This window comes from Halalkalibaculum sp. DA3122 (genome assembly GCF_043951865.1).
In the GTDB taxonomy this organism is placed as follows: Bacteria; Bacteroidota; Rhodothermia; order Balneolales; family Balneolaceae; genus JAMQKA01.
Window position 1 is genome coordinate 81,033 of sequence record NZ_JBINJF010000018.1, and the last position, 21,958, is coordinate 102,990.

General features: G+C 53.6%; 16 protein-coding genes. 12 read left to right on the forward strand and 4 right to left on the reverse strand.

The window, feature by feature from the left end:
• The first annotated feature begins 33 nt into the window (after positions 1 to 33).
• From ACG2F4_RS12675 to ACG2F4_RS12685, 3 genes are all read left to right on the forward strand, one after another.
• Positions 34 to 2,115 (forward strand): heavy metal translocating P-type ATPase, encoded by a 2,082-nt coding sequence (locus ACG2F4_RS12675; RefSeq protein WP_395261244.1) that lies wholly within the window; start codon positions 34 to 36, stop codon positions 2,113 to 2,115.
• Between the two features lie 519 nt (positions 2,116 to 2,634).
• Positions 2,635 to 5,619, forward strand: coding sequence for a hypothetical protein (locus ACG2F4_RS12680; protein WP_395261245.1), 2,985 nt, complete (start codon positions 2,635 to 2,637; stop codon positions 5,617 to 5,619).
• Positions 5,620 to 5,645: 26 nt separating this feature from the next.
• Positions 5,646 to 6,641 carry a mechanosensitive ion channel family protein gene (locus tag ACG2F4_RS12685; protein WP_395261246.1) on the forward strand — a complete coding sequence of 332 codons (996 nt, stop codon included), beginning with the start codon at positions 5,646 to 5,648 and terminating at the stop codon, positions 6,639 to 6,641.
• A gap of 55 nt (positions 6,642 to 6,696) precedes the next feature.
• Here ACG2F4_RS12685 and ACG2F4_RS12690 read toward each other — a convergent pair whose 3' ends face one another.
• The gene (locus tag ACG2F4_RS12690; protein ID WP_395261247.1) at positions 6,697 to 7,083 is read right to left on the reverse strand and encodes a DUF302 domain-containing protein; all 387 of its coding nucleotides are present in this window, start codon (positions 7,081 to 7,083) and stop codon (positions 6,697 to 6,699) included.
• A gap of 259 nt (positions 7,084 to 7,342) precedes the next feature.
• On the opposite strand from ACG2F4_RS12690, the gene ACG2F4_RS12695 reads away from it, so the two are divergent.
• The 6 genes from ACG2F4_RS12695 (at position 7,343) to ACG2F4_RS12720 (ending at position 16,180) form a co-directional block, all read left to right on the forward strand.
• Positions 7,343 to 7,777 (forward strand): hypothetical protein, encoded by a 435-nt coding sequence (locus ACG2F4_RS12695; protein WP_395261248.1) that lies wholly within the window; start codon positions 7,343 to 7,345, stop codon positions 7,775 to 7,777.
• 139 nt (positions 7,778 to 7,916) lie between these two features.
• Entirely contained in the window at positions 7,917 to 11,690 is a 3,774-nt protein-coding gene (locus tag ACG2F4_RS12700; protein WP_395261249.1) for an efflux RND transporter permease subunit, read from the forward strand.
• A gap of 204 nt (positions 11,691 to 11,894) precedes the next feature.
• The gene (locus ACG2F4_RS12705) at positions 11,895 to 13,343 is read left to right on the forward strand and encodes a TolC family protein (protein WP_395261250.1); all 1,449 of its coding nucleotides are present in this window, start codon (positions 11,895 to 11,897) and stop codon (positions 13,341 to 13,343) included.
• Between the two features lie 61 nt (positions 13,344 to 13,404).
• Positions 13,405 to 15,258: an efflux RND transporter periplasmic adaptor subunit gene (locus ACG2F4_RS12710; RefSeq protein ID WP_395261251.1), complete on the forward strand. Its 1,854-nt coding sequence runs from the start codon at positions 13,405 to 13,407 to the stop codon at positions 15,256 to 15,258.
• A gap of 4 nt (positions 15,259 to 15,262) precedes the next feature.
• A complete protein-coding gene (locus tag ACG2F4_RS12715) occupies positions 15,263 to 15,601 on the forward strand; it encodes a P-II family nitrogen regulator (RefSeq protein WP_395261252.1) in 339 nt (112 codons plus the stop codon).
• 72 nt (positions 15,602 to 15,673) lie between these two features.
• The gene (locus ACG2F4_RS12720) at positions 15,674 to 16,180 is read left to right on the forward strand and encodes a DUF3347 domain-containing protein (protein ID WP_395261253.1); all 507 of its coding nucleotides are present in this window, start codon (positions 15,674 to 15,676) and stop codon (positions 16,178 to 16,180) included.
• A 62-nt stretch (positions 16,181 to 16,242) separates the two neighbouring features.
• On the opposite strand, the gene ACG2F4_RS12725 is transcribed toward ACG2F4_RS12720, so the two are convergent.
• The 3 genes from ACG2F4_RS12725 to ACG2F4_RS12735 all read right to left on the reverse strand — a co-directional run bounded on the left by ACG2F4_RS12725 (position 16,243) and on the right by ACG2F4_RS12735 (position 19,900).
• The gene (locus ACG2F4_RS12725; protein WP_395261254.1) at positions 16,243 to 17,709 is read right to left on the reverse strand and encodes an ATP-binding protein; all 1,467 of its coding nucleotides are present in this window, start codon (positions 17,707 to 17,709) and stop codon (positions 16,243 to 16,245) included.
• On the reverse strand, positions 17,706 to 18,428 hold the full coding sequence (locus tag ACG2F4_RS12730) for a response regulator transcription factor (protein ID WP_395261255.1): 723 nt from the start codon (positions 18,426 to 18,428) through the stop codon (positions 17,706 to 17,708). The genes ACG2F4_RS12725 and ACG2F4_RS12730 overlap by 4 nt, the downstream gene beginning before the upstream one ends.
• Before the next feature lie 113 nt (positions 18,429 to 18,541).
• Entirely contained in the window at positions 18,542 to 19,900 is a 1,359-nt protein-coding gene (locus ACG2F4_RS12735) for a spondin domain-containing protein (RefSeq protein ID WP_395261256.1), read from the reverse strand.
• Positions 19,901 to 20,123: 223 nt separating this feature from the next.
• Here ACG2F4_RS12735 and ACG2F4_RS12740 point away from each other — a divergent pair, with 223 nt between their 5' ends.
• The 3 genes from ACG2F4_RS12740 to ACG2F4_RS12750 are packed head-to-tail and all read left to right on the forward strand — an operon-like array spanning position 20,124 to position 21,564.
• Positions 20,124 to 20,594, forward strand: a complete 471-nt coding sequence (locus ACG2F4_RS12740) for a DUF411 domain-containing protein (protein WP_395261257.1) — start codon at positions 20,124 to 20,126, stop codon at positions 20,592 to 20,594.
• A gap of 27 nt (positions 20,595 to 20,621) precedes the next feature.
• A complete protein-coding gene (locus tag ACG2F4_RS12745; RefSeq protein ID WP_395261258.1) occupies positions 20,622 to 20,903 on the forward strand; it encodes a hypothetical protein in 282 nt (93 codons plus the stop codon).
• Position 20,904: 1 nt separating this feature from the next.
• A complete protein-coding gene (locus ACG2F4_RS12750; protein ID WP_395261259.1) occupies positions 20,905 to 21,564 on the forward strand; it encodes a TlpA disulfide reductase family protein in 660 nt (219 codons plus the stop codon).
• Positions 21,565 to 21,958 lie beyond the last annotated feature (394 nt).

The window sequence follows — 21,958 nt, forward strand, 5'->3', positions numbered from 1 at the left end:
TAACATAAACCAATTTTGTTGAATACAACATAGATGAGCAAAAAACTGGAAATCACCGTCAAAGGCATGGACTGCTCCGGGTGTGCCCGCAGCGTTCAGAACGTACTGAAGAGTCAGCCCGGGGTAACATCGGCCGAGGTGCTGTTATCGGCAGAACGAGCGATCATCGAATATGAAAACGGTCCCCCGGACCGGGACAAGCTCAAACAGGCTGTCGAGGATATCGGTTACCGCGTTCCCGACGATACTGATATGGACCGACAGGAAACCGAGGCAATAGCCCAAAAGACGATGCGGCTGTTTGGCATCGTCTTCGGGGGGGTACTTTTTGTCGTGGTGGCCGGGGAGTGGCTCGGGCTTTTCCAGTCGATTACATCGTTTATCCCGTTCTGGCTTGGCACCCTGCTTGTGCTGCTTATGGGGTATCCCGTCTTCAAAAAAGTGGTGCAGGCGGCACTCAAAGGCCAGGTGATCGCCCACGCTCTGATGGCCCTCGGCGCCGTAGCGGCGCTACTGGCCGGTGAATGGGTGACGGCCGGCATCGTCGTATTTTTTATGCGGACCGGGGACTTTATCGAGGGCTATACCACCGAAAAAGCGCGCGATTCGGTCCGCTCTCTCACGGAGCTGGCCCCGCAGGTGGCCACGGTCATCCGTGACGGGGAAGAACAGGATATCCCGGTTGATGAGGTTTCAACGGGCGAAACGGTGCTTGTACGTCCCGGAGGACAGATTCCCGTCGACGGTGAAGTTATCGAGGGGACGGCCGCCATCGATCAATCGTCCATTACGGGAGAATCGATGCCGGAGGATGTGAACGCCGGCTCCAGCGTCTACGCCTCTACTATTGCTCGCGGGGGCCGGCTGCTGGTCAAGGCTACGGCCGTGGGGAAAGACTCTACCTTTGGGCGGATCATCCGGATGGTGGAGGAGGCAGAATCCCGCAAGGGCGATATCCAGCAGTTTGCCGACCGTTTCTCCACGTACTACCTGCCGGTGGTCGCTACCATTGCCCTGTTGACCTGGCTGCTCAGCGGCGATGTTATGTCGACGGTGGCCGTGATGGTGGTCGCCTGCTCCTGCGCTTTTGCCCTGGCTACGCCTGTTGCCCTGCTCGCCTCCATCGGCTCCAGCGCCCGCAACGGGCTGCTGATTAAAGGGGGAAAATATATCGAGCTGCTCTCCAGGGCCGACGTGCTGCTGCTCGACAAAACCGGGACCCTTACCTTCGGTCGGCCGGAAATTACCGATGTCATTCCCCTCAACGGCACCTCGAAAGGAGACCTGCTTATTAATGCAGCTGCAGCCGAACTCTTTTCGGAACACCCGCTGGCTGAGGCCGTCGTAAAGGCTGCACGCGGGCGGCACCTTTCCATCCCGGAACCGGAATCGTTTGAATCGATCACGGGAAGCGGCGTCAAGGCCCGGATCAACGAGCAGACCGTTTCAGTTGCCAAACCGACCGAAGAACAGCTTCAATCCCACGAAGCAGTAGTTACGCCCTTGAAGGAAGCCGGCAAAACAGTGATGGCCGTCTGTCGGGATGAAGAGCTTGTCGGATTGCTCGCAGCCAAAGACGCCGAGCGGAAAGAGGTCGCCCAGGCCCTGCAACAGATTCGGGCACTGGGGATTGCAAAAATCGAGCTCCTCACCGGGGATCATCACCAGTCGGCCGAACTTCTGGCGGACAAGCTGGGCATTGAGTTCCAGGCGGAACTGCTCCCGGAAGACAAGATTCGGATCGTACAAAAATACCAGGAAGCGGGTCATACGGTCGTCATGGTCGGCGACGGTATCAACGACGCGCCGGCCCTCGCACAGTCGGATGTGGCGATCGCGATGGGTGTCAGCGGCACGGACATCGCGAGGGAGACCTCCCACATCACCCTGATGCGTGACGACTGGCTGCTGATCTCCCACCTGTTCCGCACCGCTCACAAAACCATGCGGATCATCAAGGGTAACTTCGGTTTTACCACGCTGTACAATATCGCCGGCCTGTCGCTGGCGGCCTTCGGTTTACTGCCGCCCATCATCGCTGCCGCCGCCCAGTCGCTGCCCGATGTAGGAATTCTATTGAACTCCTCCCGGCTCTTGAATAAAGATCCAGGCTAGCCCGTATTTCTCACGATCATGTATGTAAAAATCATGTGACCTGATGGCAGGCAGTATCTTACCTCATTTTTTACCGACCTTTTTATTTGACGGGGTGTAAAACGCTGCGAGATTCCCCCTTCAGCTGCGTTAAAGGGCAAATCACCTGCTCAACGTACAACGGTACGTCTGCGCGGCCATTTCCCTTTGCCTTGCTGAAGAACAAATTTCTTGGTGATAAATCCAGGCTAGGAGCCTGCTAAAAAGATCTCCTGATTTTTGCGCCCTCTTTACCGTATCTCCCTATTTTTGGATATACTGTGCAGGGGCCTTTGCAGAACCTCCCATTTTGTTGGGAGGTAGTTGTACTACCGACCCTGGTGACCTTTAACGGGAGTACAACTCCTTCAGAACGAGGAATTGAGGAATTCCAAAAACCCTCTGTTCCTATAAAACCGGGTAGCGCTTTTGCAAAAAGAGGTTACATTTCATGCAGTTTTTCAACACATTTAGATAGAACTTTAGGTAGAGCATGCCACGATGGATACAACTACAAGTATTTACGTACTGCGGGAGTCGCTTGAAGAAAAGATTGAAAAAGAGTTTATCGAGCTCATCAGGGAGAGCCGGGAGCAGCGGCTTGAATCGTTCCATTCAGCGCTGCAACCGCTTGACACCCTCCGGGAAAGCGACGAAAACGATCCTTCTGTCCTCCTCGGCGCCGTTCACGATGTGCTGGAATCGCTGCGCGCACAGCTCAATACTGATGACGAGCACCATATTGCGGATATCTATCCCGTGGCGGTGTACCAGCTGGCCGGCAGCCTGCAGGACTCCGCCGTCATAAATCAGCATATCGACCGATTCCGGCCGCTGGAAAACGACTCCCTTTTCCTGAAGGCAGCGAAATCCCTGAAAAACATGATCCGCTCGATCGACATCATGATCAAAAGCGGGATCAATTTCCTCCGCCGCAACTCCGACAAAGCCCCCAAAGAAGCCCATCAGTGGACCCAGAAAATTCCGGTTAGAAAAGTGATTGAGTACCACCTGTTTTCCCGGAATGAGCTGCCCAAATGGTGGATCAACGAAGATGAGCGGCTGCTGGTCAAAATTGTAATAAAGCTGCAGGATTTTCTTGCGGATGATTTTGATCCCCTGCAGGCGGCTCACAGCGCAAAAGCGATGGCGGAACTGGTTGAGCAGCTGCACAAGCAGATCGATGAGCAGAAATCATCTTTGGCAGAAGACCTGGAGGAAGACAGCCGCGCAATGCAGGAGATGCTGGTTCACCATTTCGAGCGGGCCGGAACCCTCGAAAAACGGGCCTCCTTCTACAGCCGGGCGCGGATCGACCGTACAAAAAACCGCGCCTCCGACCATCTTGCTGACTTCAGTAAGCAGTGGAAAGAGGCCCACGAATCCCTGCTCGACCGAACCGGCGTTGTTGCCGGTTTCTGGCAATTCCGCAGCGCCCTGTACAATCATGTCCAGGAGCTCAAAACCCGGCTCAACAGGTATTTTGAGGATTCCCTGTTTACCCCGATCCAAGAGCTCGGGCAGCAGCTGGAACATGAACAAAATGAACTGGAGAAGGTGGAGGCAAAAGATAAAACCTCTGCCCAAAAAGCAATCCTGGAAACAGCCCTGAAGAACCTGACCCGGCAGGCAGACACTCTTCAGGAAGGCATCAACGAGTCGCTTGAAAAAGGATCCCTGGACCAGATTGTCCAGGACTTTTCAGACAAGGTATTGTCGGAGTCTGGAGAGATCCCGGATAATGTGAGCTTCGTTCACGATCTTGATCTGGATAAGAATCCTCCCACCCTGGACAGCGAGCAGATCAACTGGCGGCAGATGGTGATACGCGTCTTGAAAAAACAGCTTTTGACGCCCCTGATGCCCCCTCAACAGCGATATGAAGAGTTCCTGCGCCTGCAGCTGAATGAGGTGATCGAAATCCGCGAAGTGATCGATGTGAACCTGAATTCCGCACTGGAGCTACTGGACAACAGCGGGGAAGAAAATCCAATATCGATTGCACGGGAAGGACTCGAACGGAGCGAACACAAGCTGGAGCAATCGGCATCAGCGGCCCGGGAGACCCATCAAAAGCTGCTCAGCCTGATCCAGGAAAATGGGTACTCTTCGACCGATCAATTGCTGAATCTACTGCACACCGGGGAGCCCGGCGACCTACAGATCCTGGATGCGACCTACCGGGTAAAGGAGACGGCGGACAACTGGAGAACCATCCTGAGCGCGCGCTGGGCCCGCCTGCAGGATTCAGTTTCAATCCTCGGCCGCCTGGGGCGCAGCAAAACCAAAAAAAAGGCCCGCACGCTGAACCGTTTTCTCGGCTTCGGGGAAGAGAGCCCTCCGGAAGAAAAAAAAGCCGATATCGCCAACTATCTCTCCAAAACCGATGCCCGCGTAGAAGAGCTGCCCTATATCTACCGTCGTCTTTTCAATTTTGACGCCAGCACCGACCAGCGGTTTTATGTGCTGCCGAACGGCAACTTCCTGAACCTGGGAAAAGCCTACGAAAGCTGGACAAAAGATCTGCCGGCCTCCATTGCGATAGTCGGGGAAAGAGGAAGTGGTAAAACGGCCTATCTCAATATGGCCCTGAACGACGTGCTAGCTGAAACACACCGGTCACATATTACCATCAGCAAAACGATCTGGACCAGGGAGCATTGCATCACCCTGCTGTGCGAGCAGCTAGACCTGAAAAAAACGGACTCGGCGGAAGGAATCATTGCCGCCCTCAACCGGAGAACTAAGCGCAACATCGTGGTAGTGGAAGCGCTTCAAAACCTGTACCTGCGCAGCCTCAATGGTTATGAGGCCCTGGAAACCCTGCTCTATATCATAACTGAAACCAAGGATTCGATTTTCTGGATTGTCACCTGTTCTTCATACGCCTGGCATTTTCTGCAAAAAACCAGCTCGGTCGCCGACTATTTTTCTCATGTTATCCGCAGTGACGATCTATCCAGGGAGCAGATCAAATCGGTTATTCTAAAACGACACGAAGCCAGCGGGTACGACCTGGTTTTTGAAGCGGATGAAACTCAACAGAAAAACAGGGCCTACCGCAAGCTGCTGGATCGTGAGCAGGAGGCCCAGCAGTACCTGGAAGATCAATATTTTGACAAGCTTTCCAAACTGGCCGAGGGCAACGCCTCGATCGCAATGATCTTTTGGATCCGGTCTATTCGGGATTTTAACGACACCCATTTTTATATCAGGCCGCTGGAGGTAACCTCGCTCGAGCTGGTGGAGGATTTGACTCCGGACATCCTGTTTACCCTTGCGGCAATGGTTCTTCATGACACGCTCACCCCGCAACAACTTTCCAGGGTGCTGCTTTTTAACGAACAGGAAAGCAAACTGATGCTATCGCGTCTCAAATCGCGCGGCCTGCTGAACCAGTCCGGGCCGAACTACTCGCTTAACCAGCTGATGTACCGGCAGGTAGTCAACGTACTGAAACAGCGAAATATCATTCACCTTTACTGACACTTTATTTTCCCGGAGGATTTCCTATGAACACCGTACGCCCGTTTCTAATCCTGTTTTTCAGCAGCATATGCATATTGTCAGTTCGGCCCGTGGCCCTTTTGGCCCAGAATGGACCTGCGGATACCACCGCGGCAGTTGTCGACACCGCCGCAATCGATACCGTCGTCGTAGATACCGTATCAGCAGGTTCCGGTTCAACACCATCGGATACGCCCGGGCAGAAGCCGGAGGAAATTGTTTCCCAGCTGCAGAACCTGATCTCTTTGAGTGTCATTTTCCTGATCATCCTGATTCTCGCCATCACCTATTTCCTGAACAAGTTTTTAATACAGGTGGTCGACAATCTCTCTGAGAAAGCTACCAGCTACCGGATGGCGATCAAGCGGTCGGTGCCCATTATCCGCCTCTTTATCTGGTCGTTTTCACTTTACATAATCATCGGCGGTATTATCGATCCCCCGGTCGAAACGGTGATTACGTTGACCGCCTCCATCGGAATTGCCGTCGGCCTGGCTTCCCAGGATATCCTGAAAAATATTTTTGGAGGCTTTATCATCATCCTGGATCGTCCATTCCAGGTCGGCGACAAAATTTCGGTCGGCGACTTTTATGGCGAAGTTCTACAGATCGGGCTTCGCTCCACGCGCATCGTCACACCCGACGATTCGGTGATCAGCCTGCCCAACGGGGATATTTCCAGCAAAGCGATATCCAACGCCAACACCGGCGCCCTCGACTGCCAGGTGGTGGCCGAGATCTACCTGCCCGCCCGCATCGACATAGACCAAGCCAAAAGGATAGCCTACAAAGCGGCGATATCCTCACGCTACGCCTACCTGAAAAAGCCGGTGGTGGTGATCGCCCAAAACGAAATCCACGAAAGGAATTTTGTCCTGAAGCTGCGGGTCAAAGCCTATGTGCTGGATATCCGGTACGAATTTCCCTTCCAAAGTGAAATGACAGAACGCATTCTTGACGAAATAAATCAAAAAAAGATGCTGCCGGAAACATCGGCCTGAATGGGTGGTACATTTCATTCTCCTGCAGCTCCCCAAAAGCGTTGCCTTGATCCGGCTACAGCGCCTGGATCACGCGATTAAGCATCTCCCTGACCTGGGTGGCCACATCGGCAAGTTTTACATTATCGATCGCCTGCATTGAGGCGGTCGGATCCACGGCAGAGACCTCGACCGACCCGTCTTCGTGCTCCTCGACAATCACATTACACGGCAGCATCGTACCGATCTTGTCTTCAAACTGCAGCGCCTTGTGGGCCATCTGGGGATTGCAGGCGCCCAATATTTTATACTTTTTAAAATCTACATCCAGCTTTTTCTTCAGGGTTTCCTTGACATCAATTTCTGTCAGTACCCCAAATCCCTCCTCTTTTAACTGCGCGGTTACTTTTTCGATCGCATCTTCAAAACTGGTATCCAGGGTTTTTGACATGTGATAGCTCATTATGGCTCCTGTATTGATTTTAGGTTTTCCGGTTAGTGTTTACCCATTTTACTTGTAGTAACATGTAGTAATAAATTATTTCCCGTAATCGTTCCGCCGGTGGCAAGCTACCTCCCAACAAAACAGCAGGTTTTTCGGAGATCATGATTAATGAAATTAACAGTAAGATGTGTGGAATTTCGGGAAGTTGCAGAAGTGATTGCATCCGCACAATATTTTTCAATATCTTCAGTTTGTCAATTTTGAATACTGAGAACATATGCGAAGACACCCACGTACATATCGCGCGATCGCCATCCTTGCAGGATTTCTGCTACTTGCGGCTGTCAGCCTTCCCACGGGGGTTTCTGCAGCCCATTGTGATCTGTCTCAGCCGGTCTCATCTACGACTCATAATCATGACCCGGAGCCAAAATCCCATGCCAGCGACCACGGGCATCAAGCTGGTGATACCGACAGCGATACAGACTGCGATGTCGGGCTCAACTGCTCTTGCTGCACCGACCAGCACACGGTAAACACCCGTTCGCCCAACCCTTTTTCCAGGATTAAAGCCGATCTCAGCACAGTCGCCACCGGTATCCTCGACCAGGCAACACCCGTCACCGCAACCGTTCAGCATGCGAACCTGGAGCACCAGGCCGGTGACGCCTCCCCTCCCATCTTCCTGAAGAACAGCACCTTTCTGAATTAGTCTTCCATCTCTTACAGCAAGTCGTTGATCTGATCAACGTCCCCCTTGCGCAATAACAGTATGCAACACGGAACGTGTTTCGTATTCCGTACTACGTACTGCGTATTACTTAGCCACGCAAGACCCAAGACCCAATTAAATGCTAGACAAAACTATACGTTTCTTCCTGGAAAACAAGCTCGTGGCCGTACTCCTGCTGCTCGGCTTCGTAGCCTGGGGCTTGGCCACCGCCCCGTTTTCATGGGATCTCCAGTCCCTGCCGCGCGACCCCGTGGCGGTGGATGCGATCCCCAACCTCGGTGAAAACCAGCAGATCATCTACACCCGCTGGCCCGGTCGCTCCCCGCAGGATGTGGAAGACCAGATCACCTACCCGCTGACCACCCAGCTGCTGAATGTGCCGGGCGTGCGGTCGGTGCGCAGCAACTCCATCATGGGGATGTCCAGCATCTACGTGATTTTTGAAGAGGATATCGATTTCTACTGGAGCCGCTCCCGCATTCTCGAAAAGCTGAACTCCCTGCCCTCCGGCACGCTGCCCTCCGGCGTGCAGCCCTCGCTGGGTCCCGATGCCACGGCCCTGGGACAAATTTTCTGGTACACGCTGGAGGGCCGCGATGCAGAAGGCAACCCCACCGGCGGCTGGGACCTGCAGGAGCTGCGTTCCATCCAGGATTTTTATGTGGGATACGGCCTCTCCTCGGCCGGCGGCGTTTCAGAAGTGGCCCCGATCGGCGGACACGTAAAGGAGTACCAGGTGGATGTGGACCCGGAGGCGATGCAGGTGCATGGCATCACGATGAACGACATCTTCCAGGCGGTTAAGAATAGCAACGCCGAGGTGGGCGCCCGCACGATGGAGCTCAACAACGTGGAGTACTTTGTGCGCGGACTGGGCTATATCGAGAACCTTGAGGATATCGAACAGGCTGTGGTAGCCAGCCGCGATAATGTGCCGCTCCGCATCGGGGATGTAGCGCACGTGAGCACCGGTCCCGCCCTGCGCCGCGGGGTACTGGACAAAGGAGGCGCCGAGGCGGTCGGCGGGGTGGTCGTAGCCCGCTACGGCGAAAACCCGATGCAGGTAATTGAGAACGTCAAGGCCAAGATCGAGGAGATCTCCCCCGGCCTGCCCACCAAAACGCTGGATGACGGCACCGAGTCAAAAGTGACCATCGTGCCGTTCTACGACCGCGCCGAGCTGATCAACGAGACGCTGGGCACGCTGGAGGAGGCGCTGAACCTGGAAATCCTGATCACGATTATCGTGGTGGTGGTGATGGTGCTCAACCTGCGCAGCTCCGTGCTGATCTCCGGCATGCTGCCGCTGGCCGTGCTGATGACCTTTATCGCCATGAAGCTGGGCAACGTGGATGCGAACATTGTGGCGCTCTCCGGCATCGCCATCGCCATCGGTACGATTGTAGACGTTGGTGTTATTCTTTCGGAAAACATGCTCCGGCATATCGAGGAAGCAGATGAGACCGACAAGGCAGGGCTGCTCGAGATCATCTTCCGGGCCACCAGCGAGGTCGCCTCGGCCGTTCTTACCGCCATCGCCACCACCATCGTCAGCTTCCTGCCGGTCTTCACGATGATCGCCGCCGAAGGCAAGCTCTTCCGCCCGCTGGCCTACACCAAGACCTTTGCGCTGGTCGCCTCCATCATCATCGCCATCACGCTGATACCGCCGTTCGCGCACTGGTTCTTCTCGATCAGGATCCGCCGCAAACTGGTAAAACTGCTCTGGAACGGGGCGCTGGTTCTTGGAGGGGGCGTCCTCCTGTTCACCGGTCCCGGCTGGGCGGCAACGGCCCTTGTCGGGTTCGGTCTTATAAATGGATTGCCGCTGCTTGTGGATCACCCCGCCACCCGCTACCGGGAGATGGCCAACAACGGCCTGGTCGTGGTGATCGTCTCGTTCCTGCTGGCCCGGTACTGGCTGCCCCTGGGACCGTCGGTTGCGTTTTTCTGGAACTACATTTTCGTGGGATTGCTCCTGTTTCTGATCCTCGGCAGCTTCTACCTGGTCGTCAAATATTATGCGGATATGCTGGGCTGGTTTCTCCGCCACAAAGCGCTGTTCCTTTCGGTACCCACCGCGCTTGTCGTGCTGAGCCTGGTGATCTGGCTCGGATTTTCCTCGGTCTTCGGCTTCGTGGCAAAAAGTTTCGATTCCGTTGGCCTCGACATCCGCACCACGCAGGTATGGAGCGCTGCTGATGAGACGTTCCCCGGCCTCGGCGAAGAATTCATGCCCCCGCTCGACGAGGGCTCCTTCCTGCTGATGCCCACCACCATGCCGCACGCCAGCATCGAGCAGGCCAGGGAGTATATGCAGCTTATTGACATGCGGGTCTCCTCCATCCCCGAGGTGGAGCATGTGGTCGGCAAGCTGGGACGCACCGAATCGGCCCTCGATCCCGCTCCCACCTCGATGTTCGAGAACGTCATCACCTACAAATCGGAGTACAAGACCGATGCAAACGGGCGCCGAACCCGCTATAAAGTTGATGATGAAGGAGCGTTTGTCCGCAACGAGAACGGCAACCTGGTTCCCGATACAGACGGCCAATACTACCGGCAGTGGCGCGATCATATTGAGAGCCCCGACGATATCTGGGATGAGATTGTCAGCGCCACCCGTATTCCCGGCCTCACCTCCGCGCCCAAGCTGCAGCCGATAGAGACGCGGCAGATTATGCTGCAGTCCGGCATGCGCGCCCCGATGGGGATCAAGGTGAAAGGGTCTGACCTGCAAACCATCGAAGATTTTGGGATGGAGCTCGAAGAGCACCTGAAAAACGTACCGGGTGTAAAGCCGGCGTCGGTGTTTGCGGATCGGATTGTCGGCAAGCCCTACCTGGAGATCGACGTGGACCGGGAGGAGATCGCCCGATACGGACTCTCCATGCAGCAGGTGCAGCAATATATCGAAGTGGCACTCGGCGGCGTGGGACTCACCAACACGGTGGAGGGACGCGAGCGCTATTCGGTGCGCGTACGCTATGCCCGCGAGCGCCGGGACGAGCCGTCGGATCTCGAAAACATGCTGGTTCCCTCCTCCGGTGGCGGACAAATTCCGCTGGGGCAACTCGCGGAGATCACCTACCGGCAGGGACCGCAGGCGATCAAGAGCGAGGACACCTTCCTGATCGGCTACGTGATTTTTGACCGCATGGACGGCTTTGCGGAGGTCGAGGTCGTGGAAAATGCACAGGCCCACCTGCACGATCAGATCGAACAGGGAAACCTGGCGGTGCCCTCCGGCATCAGCTACGAGTTTGCCGGCAGCTACGAAAACCAGGTACGCGCCGAGAAACGGCTCTCCGTCATCCTGCCGATCGCCCTGCTGGTGATCTTCCTGATCATGTATTTCCAGTTCAGGTCGGTGCCGACGACGAGCATGATCTTCAGCAGCATCTTCGTGGCCTGGGCCGGGGGATTCATCCTGATCTGGCTCTACGGGCAGCCGTGGTTTATGGATTTCCACCTGTTCGGCGAATCGATGCGCGACCTGTTTCAGCTGGGGACGGTGAACCTGAGCATCGCCGTCTGGGTCGGCTTCATCGCCCTGTTTGGGATCGCCGCTGACGGCGGTGTGGTGATGGCCACCTACCTCGACCAGCTCTTCGACCGCAACAGGCCGACGACCCTGCAGCAGATCCGCGCCACCGTCATTCGCGCCGGGCAGCGCCGTATTCGTCCCACGCTGATGACCACCGCCACCACCATCCTGGCGCTGATCCCGGTGCTGACCTCCACGGGCCGCGGCTCCGACATCATGGTGCCGATGGCGATCCCCAGCGTGGGCGGCATGCTGCTGCAGGTGGTGACGCTGTTCGTGGTACCGGTGCTCTACGCCATCTATAAAGAGTGGAAGTGGAAGCGCTCGCAACCGGAACAAGTTTAATTACAGAGGATGAAAACAATGAATAGTGAAAGAATTGATAATAAATTAACATGCTCTTTCAGGTCGGGAGTGCAACTCCCTCCCAACCTTAAGCCCTTTAATGAAGGGAGGTTTGTCATCTCCCTTAATCCCCCTTCGAAGGGGGACTTGGGTGCCAGGCTTGGAGTCATTTATTCAACCCATAGAGAAGAAGTTGACTCTCAGTTGGCAGATCAAAAATGTTGGAAGCAGAACTTCCTGGGCTGGGCGTTCCGCAGCGGAGAGACGGAACGAGATGGAACTCGTAATCAGCGAAACGGGGCTAAAATTAAGAAACGGGCTCTGGGGTCCCACTTTGAAGAGGGATTGACGAGGATGACCCTGCTGCTCATATTCGTATTGGCAACAATTGTACAAGTACAGGCACAAGACACCACAAGCGCACTGAATCCGCAGCTCGAGGAACACCTGCAAACAGCTGCCCAAAACAACCCGGACCTCGAAGCCTCCTTCAACCGCTACCTGGCCTCGCTGGAAGAGGTACCACAAGTAAATGCCCTGCCCGATCCCGAGCTGGCGTTTGGCTACTTCATCAGCCCGATTGAGACGCGGGTGGGTCCCCAAACTGCGCGATTTTCGTTCAGCCAGATGTTTCCCTGGTTCGGAACGCTGGGAGCCCGTGAAGATATCAAGATCAACGAGGCCAGGGCGCGGTTCGAGGAGTTCCAGGCACACCGGAACAATCTTTTTTACGAGGTGAAATCGACATGGTACGAGCTGTATGTGATGAATGAGCGAATCGCCATCCTCGATGAGAATATTGAAATCCTGGAATCGCTGGAGGAGCTGGCGCTGCAGAAGGTGGAGACTGCCCAGAGCAGCCAGCCGGATGTGCTGCGTGTGCAGATAGAACTGGAGGACCTGCGCATCGCCCGCAGCAACCTGCTGGACGATCGGCGTGTACTCCGGCAGGAATTCGGTGAACTGCTTAACAGTGAGCAGGTTGCTTTCCCGGAAACGATGGCGCTGTCGCCATTAGCCCTTCCTTCCGGGGAGCAAGACCTTCGACGGCAGATGTTGGAGCAGAATCCCGGATTGAACCAGCTTTCGTTCCGGGAGCAGGCCGCCGGGCACCAGGTGCGGGCTGCGCGACTGGAGGGACTGCCCCAATTCGGGGTGGGTTTCGATTACATCCTCACCGGCCAGCGTGAGGTTGCGATGACGGATAACGGCAAGGATGCCTTTATGGCGCGCGCCTCCATTCAGATCCCCCTGTTCCGGGGTAAATATCGCGCCCGGAAGCGGCAGGCAGAACTGAATCAGCGCTCGGTAGCCGAGCAGCAGGCAGACAGGCAGAACGAGCTGGCCACAGCCCTTGAAAAAGCGTTGCGGGACTACCGGAATGCCAACCGCCGGCTTAATCTCTATGAAGAAAAACAGATTAAACGCACCCGCCAGGCGATCGATATCCTTACTGAGGAGTACGCCAGTGCGGATACCGAGTTTGAGGAGATCCTGCGCCTGCAGCGGCGCCTGCTCGACTACCAGCGTTCGCGTGAAGAAGCCCTCGGCAGCCAGAATAGAGCAGTAGCCCGGATCGAGCTGCTGACCGGGCATTACAACATTGAACCTGAAGAAACAGGATTCAAAAATGATAGCAAAAAAGGGAATTAATTAAGTACGGACGTAGCATGCTACGTCCCAACACCAATTATTATTAATCAAAACAGATACCATGAAATCACTCAACCTTAAAAAGCTCGCAACAACCGGGGGCATTCTCATCCTCGGCATAATCCTGGGATGGCTGCTGTTCGGCGGTTCCGCCACGCAACCCGATCAACCGGCAACTATGGACGAGCATGTGGAAGAAGCCCATACTGATGAAGAGGGCAACATCGTCTATACCTGCAGCATGCACCCGCAGGTTCGCCAGAATGAGCCGGGCAACTGCCCGATCTGCGGCATGGAACTGATCCCCGCCGACAACGGAGGCAGTGATGCGGACTCCGGTGACGATCCCTATACCACCACGATGACCCGGGCGGCCATGCAGCTGGCCCAGGTGCAGACCGCGGAAGTCACCCACGCCACCGCCGTCAAAACATCGCGAATGCCCGGCAAGGTGATGGTTGACGAGCGCAAGCTCTCGGTGATACCCGCCCACTTCCCCGGTCGCGTAGAGAAACTCTACCTGGATTACACCGGTGCCTACGTCGAGATGGGCGACCCCATCGCTTCAATCTATTCGCCGGACCTGGTAACAGCCCAGAAAGAGCTGCTGGAAGCGTATGAGAACCGCGAATCAAATCCCCGGCTGTACCAGGCCACGCGCAAAAAGTTTACCAACTGGGAAATTGCCCCGGAAGTCATCGACCGTATTCTTGAAAAGGGCGAGCCCCAGCAAAACTTTGATATCCACTCCCACCAGACCGGGTATGTAACGACCCGCCATGTGGCCGTCGGCGATCATATCCATTTCGGGAAGCCGATTTTTGAGGTGGCGGATCTGTCCAGCGTATGGATCGAGTTTGAGGCGTATGAAAATGACCTGGACGGGATCTCCCGCGGCAATGAGGTCGAATTCACGGTGGGGGCCTATCCGGGGGACCGCTTCCGGGCAACGGTCACCTACATCGATCCGATGCTCGACGACCGGCGCCGCACCGCCACGGTCCGCGCAGAAGCTTCCAATCCCGACGGGAAGCTGAAACCGAACATGCTGGCCAGGGGGATCATCTCTTCTCCACTCAATGGCGGGGAGCCCCAGCTCCAGGTTCCGGCCTCGGCGGTACTGTGGACCGGGGAGCGGTCGCTGGTGTATGTCCAAACGGGTGGCGACCAGCCCGCTTTCCAGGCGCGAGAAGTTGTCCTGGGACCGCGTGTGGACGATGCCTACGTCATCAAGGAGGGACTGCGTGAGGGGGAACAGGTCGTGATAAACGGTAACTTTATGATCGACAGTGCGGCCCAACTGGCCGACAAGCGCAGCATGATGAACCAGGTACCCGGCCAAAACCAGGGGCGTACGCCCGGTGGACACGACCACGGCAGCGGCGAGAATATGGACAGCGGCCAAGAGCACCAGATGCAATCATCACCTCAATCAGAATCAAGCCAGGATGTGACCCGGGAGTTCCGGTCCCAGATCAACGCCCTGACGGAATCATACCTCCAGATCAGCAGTGCACTATCCAATGACAATCTTGATGGGGCCACCTCTGCCCTGGCTGAGTTCAATAAATCGCTCGATGCTGTTGATATGAGCCTGATTCAAAACCAGGAGCCGATGCAGTTCTGGATGGAGCGGCAGCAGCAGATTACTAACGTAACGAATGAACTGAGCAGCACAGGATCGATCTCTGCATTTCGTAATCAATTTGCTTCATTATCGGACGTGATGGCGGAGACTGTAAATCGTTTTAATCCCCAGCAAACGCTATACCTGCAATATTGCCCTATGGCACAAGACTCTGGGGGGGCATATTGGGTGAGTGCTCAGCAAGAGATTATAAATCCTTATATGGGACAAGAGATGCTTACCTGCGGATCCACCGAGCAGACATTTGAACCGGAATTCAACCAATAATATCATGAAACTGATTAAAGCGTACATCCGCCCAAAAATGTTTGAGGAAACCCATAAAGCGCTAAAAAAGGAAGGCTTTAGAAGCATGACCGTCATGGAGGCGGAAGGCATGGGAAGCTATTGCGATCCCGACGACCAACACAGCTCCCTGCAGTTTCCCACACTCCACTCAAAAGTTGTTAAAGTGGAGATGGTGGCCGAAGCCGAGCATGTGGATGCCATCGTCACCATTATTCACGAGCATGCCGGTACGGGTCACCCGGGCGATGGACTGATTGTGGTGTTGCCCATTGAACGGAGCATCCGCGTTCGGGATGGCGAACAGCGGCGATATACGGTTTAAGGAATTAGGAATGAAGAATTGGGATTTTACCAAACAGTAACTTTATCAATCTCAAAACATTTTACACCAGCTATGAAAACTCTTAAAATAATATCCGCATTAATTTTCCTTCTCATCTTGTCTACCAATACGTTTGCCCAGCATCAGCATAAAGCACACCTGGATAGCCTGGTCACTCACTATCTTTCTGCGAAGGAAGCACTGGCAAATGATAATTTCGAGGGAGCCCACCAACACCTGGCCAGACTTAAAACCGAAGCCACAAGCAGTGCCGAGATGAATCATCATCCCGAGCATGCCGAAATGCATGCCAAGCATCACGGAGCCATGGTGGCTGCAGTAACAGAAGCTGAGCAAGCAGAAAACCTGGATCAGCTTCGGGCGGCATTTCACAAGGTATCTCAGAACCTGATCAAAGCTGTACGGAATCAGGGCTATGATGAAACACTGCATATTCAGTATTGCCCGATGGCCTCTAACGGTGAAGGCGCTTCCTGGATGAGCAGCAGCAAGGAGATCGCCAATCCCTACATGGGGCAGAAAATGCCAAGTTGTGGCACGACCCAAGATACACTTTAGTGTTATTGGTTACTTCGAAACTACTCCTTCTAAATTGTGGATTAATACCCAAAAGGCAGAAATCAGGCCACGTCGAGGTTGAATGAGAATACGGTTCCCTGTTGCTCCCTGTTTTTCACCTGGATTTCCTTACCATGGAGCTCCATCATTTTCTTGGCGATGGCCAGCCCCAGTCCGGTGCCGCCTTTTGATTTGGAACGGCTCTTTTCGGCCCGGTAGAAGCGGTCAAAAATGTAGGGGAGGTCTTCTTCAGCAATACCGGGACCCGTATCCAGTACCTGTACTTTTACGCTTGATTCGTTTTTGTTGAGAAGCACCTTGATAGACCCACCCTCGTTGGAGTATTGAATAGCATTTTCGATGAGGTTGCTCAACACGCGCTCTATCATGGCGATATCCCCCTTCACCAGCGGCAGGCTGGAGGGACCGTCCGGCCTCATATCGATCTCTTTCTCCTCGGCCCGTGGCTCAAACTTCAGTACCACATCCTGCACCAGGTCACTGATGGAAAACGGCTCGATATCCGGTTCCACCTGCTTCGTATCCAGTTTGGAAAGCTCGAAGAGTTCCTCCACAAGTTCACGGAGCCCGAGCGTATTTTTCAGGATGATATCGAGGTATTCTTTTCGCTTGTCTTCGCTAAGCTGAGATTCTTTCAGCAGAATTGTCTCCAGGTAGCCCTGGATGGAGGCCAGCGGGCTGCGTAGATCGTGCGAGACATTGGCGATCAGTTCGCGGCGCAGCTTGTCAGTCTTTTTCAGCTCCTTCACATTTTCCTGGAGCGTATCGGCCATGGAGTTAAAACTCTCCGCCAGCCGACCGATCTCATCATGGGAGTTTACCGGCACACGTTTATCCAGGTCGCCCCGATCAAATTCTTCAATGATGCTCGTCATCCGCCGCAACCTCCGGGTCAGGAACCCAAAAAGGATTAGGCCCACAATGCCGGTAACCAGTAGAATAATGACAAATATCTGGATGCTGGTCTGCAGAAAGTAGCTGTTCTCCAGCATGCTCAGAGCCGAATCATACGCCTCTCCGCCCAGAATAATATAGACGTACCCACTTTGGGGCTGCCCAATGTCGAGCCGTGCAACTGAGATCGGTTTTTGGCCATCAGGATTTCGGGGATCCTGGCCCAGAATGAGTTCAGAATCTCGGTTTGACAGAAACTCATTGATCGGCCCCACCTCCACGGAATCTGCCAGCACCTCGTGACCCTTTTCAACGAAGTATGCCAGGATCTTACCTTGGTGATCAAGCAGGTAGATCTCAATGCGCGGGTTCACCACCATCATGTCGTGGATGGAACTTTTGATGCGGCTGATATCCAGCGAGTCGCCCATCTCAAGCTGGAACTCCCCAGCCATGTTTTCGGCGAGATTCAGGTTTAATTTCTGATCCGCCTGGCGGACAAACTGCATGGACGAGTTGAACGTGATAGTCACTTGGGCAATCCCAAGCGCTATAAGCAACAACAGGAATACGAGGGAGAGCTTCCAGTAAAAGGATTGGAAAAATTGCTTCATTCCCTGATCTCCTCCGGTTCCGCAAAACGATAACCCACGCCCCAGACCGTTTTCAGGTACATCGGTTCCGAGGGATCGGCCTCAATCTTGTTCCGCAACCTGTTAATATGTGAATTCACGGTGTGATCATAGCCTTCAAACTGGTATCCCCAAATCTCCTGCAACAACTCGTCGCGGGAAAATGCCTTGCCCGGATGAGCGGCAAACAGGTGGAGCAACTCAAACTCTTTTGGCGTCAGCGATATGATTTCACCGGATTTAATGACTTTGCGCTTATCTGGCTGAATTGCCAGGTCCCCAATTTTCAATTCTTGCGACTCAACTTTTGCACTTATTTCTTTCTTGTCCACCTCCACACGCCGCAGGTTCGCCTTGATTCGCGCCAGCAGCTCACGAATACTGAACGGTTTGGTCAGGTAATCATCGGCGCCGAGCTCCAGCCCAAGCACCTTGTCGAATTCTTCTGATTTAGCGGTAAGCATTAAAATTGGGGTGTTATTATCTTCGGCACGCAGGGTTTTGCAGACTTCCAGACCATCAATTTTGGGAAGCATCAAGTCCAGGATGATCAAATCATAGGATCGGCTTTGTGCTTTTTCCAGTCCTTCTTCCCCCTCCATCGCCCTGTCAACCTTATAGTCCAGGTGCTCCACGTTGATCTCGATCAGCTCGATGATCTCCTCATCGTCTTCAATAATTAAAATATTCTTGGGATCCATGAGCTACACCTTTTGATGCTTGTCTGTAATAACAATGATGATTCAAAAAATCGTTAAAAGCAATACAAGTCACCCTCCTTCAGAAGAGGGTGACTTGTAAAAAATCGCACAATTTAGTTACCGACCATCTGGATGGTAACCCGGATATGGTCAGTTACCTCGCCATAATCATACATGTCGTTGACTTCACGGACGTTGCTGTTGTCATCGGCCGGACCCGTATCAGGACCAGATTGCCGTAACGGCTGGTTGCCACCCACGCCGGGCTCTTCGTTGGCCTCGGTGCCCGCATCCCATAGGCGAACCTGATCGGTGATGTCACCGGTAATTGGGCTGCCGTTTTCAAACAGCCTGATGCCATCCTCTACCGGGGCATAAAACAGATCGTTAGACTGCACATACATGGTGGCAAAAGTAAACCGATCGCCTTGTTCAGCTTCGAATGTAAACTGGTACTGGTGACCCGGAAGCAGCGGTCCCGGTTGACTGGCGCCAACGGGCTGGTTAAATCCTCCACTCGCTGAAACGGCTGCCTCAGCTTCAAGTGCTGTCACAAGCATATCGATGGCGCCATCCTCGGCTAACGCTTCAATTCCATTGTCTGGAGCTGGTTCACCAGATTGAAAAATTGGATTCTGCCCGGAATAAGCAGCGTATGCACCCGGTGAAAGCGGCACGGTCAGACCGGTTTCAGCAGCTAAGTGTTCGGCAAGCATGCCCGCTGCACCGTCTTCCGCTATTGCTTCCAGTCCATCGCCGTAATCAGGCTCTCCAAGGGTGTATAGCAGGCCCGATTGCTCAGCTGTGTGCACCAGCCACGTGCCCGGAGATAACAAGGCCGGCTTACTACCTTCCGAGGTTTGCAGTGTGTTCGCATCGGAGCTGTTTTCGATTCGCAGCCGAAATCCATTTGTACCGGTACTGGTGAGCGTGACCCGTATCATCTCTTCATTGGCCGGCAGATACATGTCATCCACCAGGCGTACATTGGGATTGGGGTCGTCAGGGCCGGTATCGGGGCCACTCTGGCGCGGGGCTTGATTATTTCCCACACCCACTTCCTGATCTTCCTCTGTACCCGCATCATACAGATCGATTTGGGCGGTAACATCACCGGTTACCTGATCTCCATTTTCATGGTAGAGCGCAATACCGTCTTCATCGGACGCAAAAAACCAGTCATTGGATTGTGCAAACATGGTTGCCAGTGATAAATGGGCTCCTACAGGTGCCGTAAATTCCACTTCATAAGCTTCACCGGGCATTAGAGGACCGGGTTCGCTGGCTCCCAGGGGCGTGGTAAAAGCACCACTCTTCAGGATGGGATAGACCTCCCCTGTATTCTCAATCGTTACTTGGAATTCCGCCATCGATCTGCCACCCTTGTCATCTAGATACTTGCACGAAGACAGTGCCACCATCAAAAGCATCGTAATAAAAAGCATACTGAACTGTTTAGTATGTACACGCATAACATTTACCTATTTAGATTAGGGTTGAAGGTACATCCAATAGGTAAGCATCAGTGCGGGGCAAGGTATCACAAAATTCTAACGATTGTCTGGAGATTGTTTAACGGCCAGCTCTCGCCCATCCAACTAATTACAAAAAAAAATGAAAACCCATTTATAATCAGCAATAGAAATCTGTTATATTAGCTGAGTTCAAAACACAAATTATTCTACCTTTTATATCATGAAATTTCATTATCGCTCACCATTCTCCGCCATCACCTTATCGTTGATACTGCTTCTTTTGGGCGCCTGTTCGGGTAAAAAGAGCGGATCCGATGCAAACTCTATCACCATGTACAAAAATGAAGGCTGCATGTGCTGTGCCGAATGGGCTACCTACCTGGAACAAAATGGATTTGAAGTGGAGCAGGTAGCCACGCAAAATTTGCAGGCCATAAAAATGGATAATGATATCCCGTACGACATGGGCTCATGCCACACGGCTGTTGTTGGGGATTATGTTGTGGAAGGCCACGTGCCCGTTGAGGATATCAAGAATCTGCTGGCCGAAAAGCCCGACGCCAGGGGTATTGCCGTGCCCGAAATGCCGATCGGATCGCCCGGCATGGAGATGCCCGGTCGTCCCGCAGAACCGTATAAAGTCTTCCTTTTCCAGGAGGACGGCTCCCGGGAAGTATACGCACAACACTAACACTAATCGCCTTGATAATCTTGCCCGATGACATCCAAAAACAAGCTTAAATACATTTTCATCGCCGCTGTTATCATAGCCGCAGGATTTGCACTTGCGGATTCACTGGGCGTGTTTAATCCCAAATCCTATACCGAGGTTTCACACGGCTCGCACGTCCATTATGTACCGGAAAATCGCGATCCCAACGTGGGTATCGATAAATTTCCAACCGAACCGCCCGCCCCAAACGAAATAATTACTCCCCAGGGCCAGATTATGGACCAGGCGGAATGGGAACGGCAACAACAAGAAGAGGCAGGAAATTAGGATGAAATTTCTATTCAGTCATAAAGAGAAAAATCAATATGCAGCACGCAATCCGCAGTACGCTTCAGCGATTACGTATTCCGTACTGCGTAGTTTCCCCAAACTACTACTTGCCCTCTTAGCGTTGCCACTGCTTCTATCCTGTAGTTCCGGGGATTCCAGCAAGTCGAAACCCACCGAGCCCCTGGAGCGGCTGGACCCTACGTCGGCTGCACTCTACCCTGCGCGGCAAAAAGCAACGGCCAACGACTTTACGGTTACCTTGATGAATGGGGATCCATTTCAGCTTTCCGGGCAGAAGGGCAAGGTGGTGCTGATGAACATCTGGGCCACATGGTGCGCTCCCTGTGCAGACGAAATGCCTGATTTTGTGGACCTGTATGAAGAGTACAGGGATGAAGGCTTGGTTATCCTCGGCGTTTCGATCGACGAGCAGGGACGTTCCGTGGTTAAACCGTTTATGGAGAAATTTAATGTCACCTACCCGATGTTTATTGATGACGGTACCATCATGGAGAAGTACGGGCCTACTATGGGAATTCCCACTACCTATATCATCGATAAACAGGGAGATCTGCGGTATTTTTCGGTTGGAGCGCTGACAAAAAAGGAGCTGGAGCCCCGGTTGAAGGAGTTGCTTGCGGAAAATGCAGAGGCTTGATTTGTTGCCCCATGCCCCTGCCGGAAGAATTTTTGTTTGATGAAGGGTAGAAAACATTCTCCTGTTTCTCATTAAGGCTTCTTAGTCATCTTTCCCTGTTCATTTTTTGTACGGCCAAAAAACAAACTAAAAAAGCCGCTGGGGATGGGAATTATGAATGAGGAATTAGAAATGATGAATTTCGAAGGGGTGATCGTATTAACGTGTTAAGCAATTGTTCCGATACCGGAAGCATTTTTCTCTATTAAGGAGACGGAACAAAAATATAGATTAGCCTTCCCGGCCTTGAATGGGGCGCAGAAGCCGAAGCAGGCGGGGGTGGATGCCCTGCCGGTGAGGACTTTGATAGCGGGCAACTTGCGTTACGGACCATCAACATCCACGCCTGCACAGG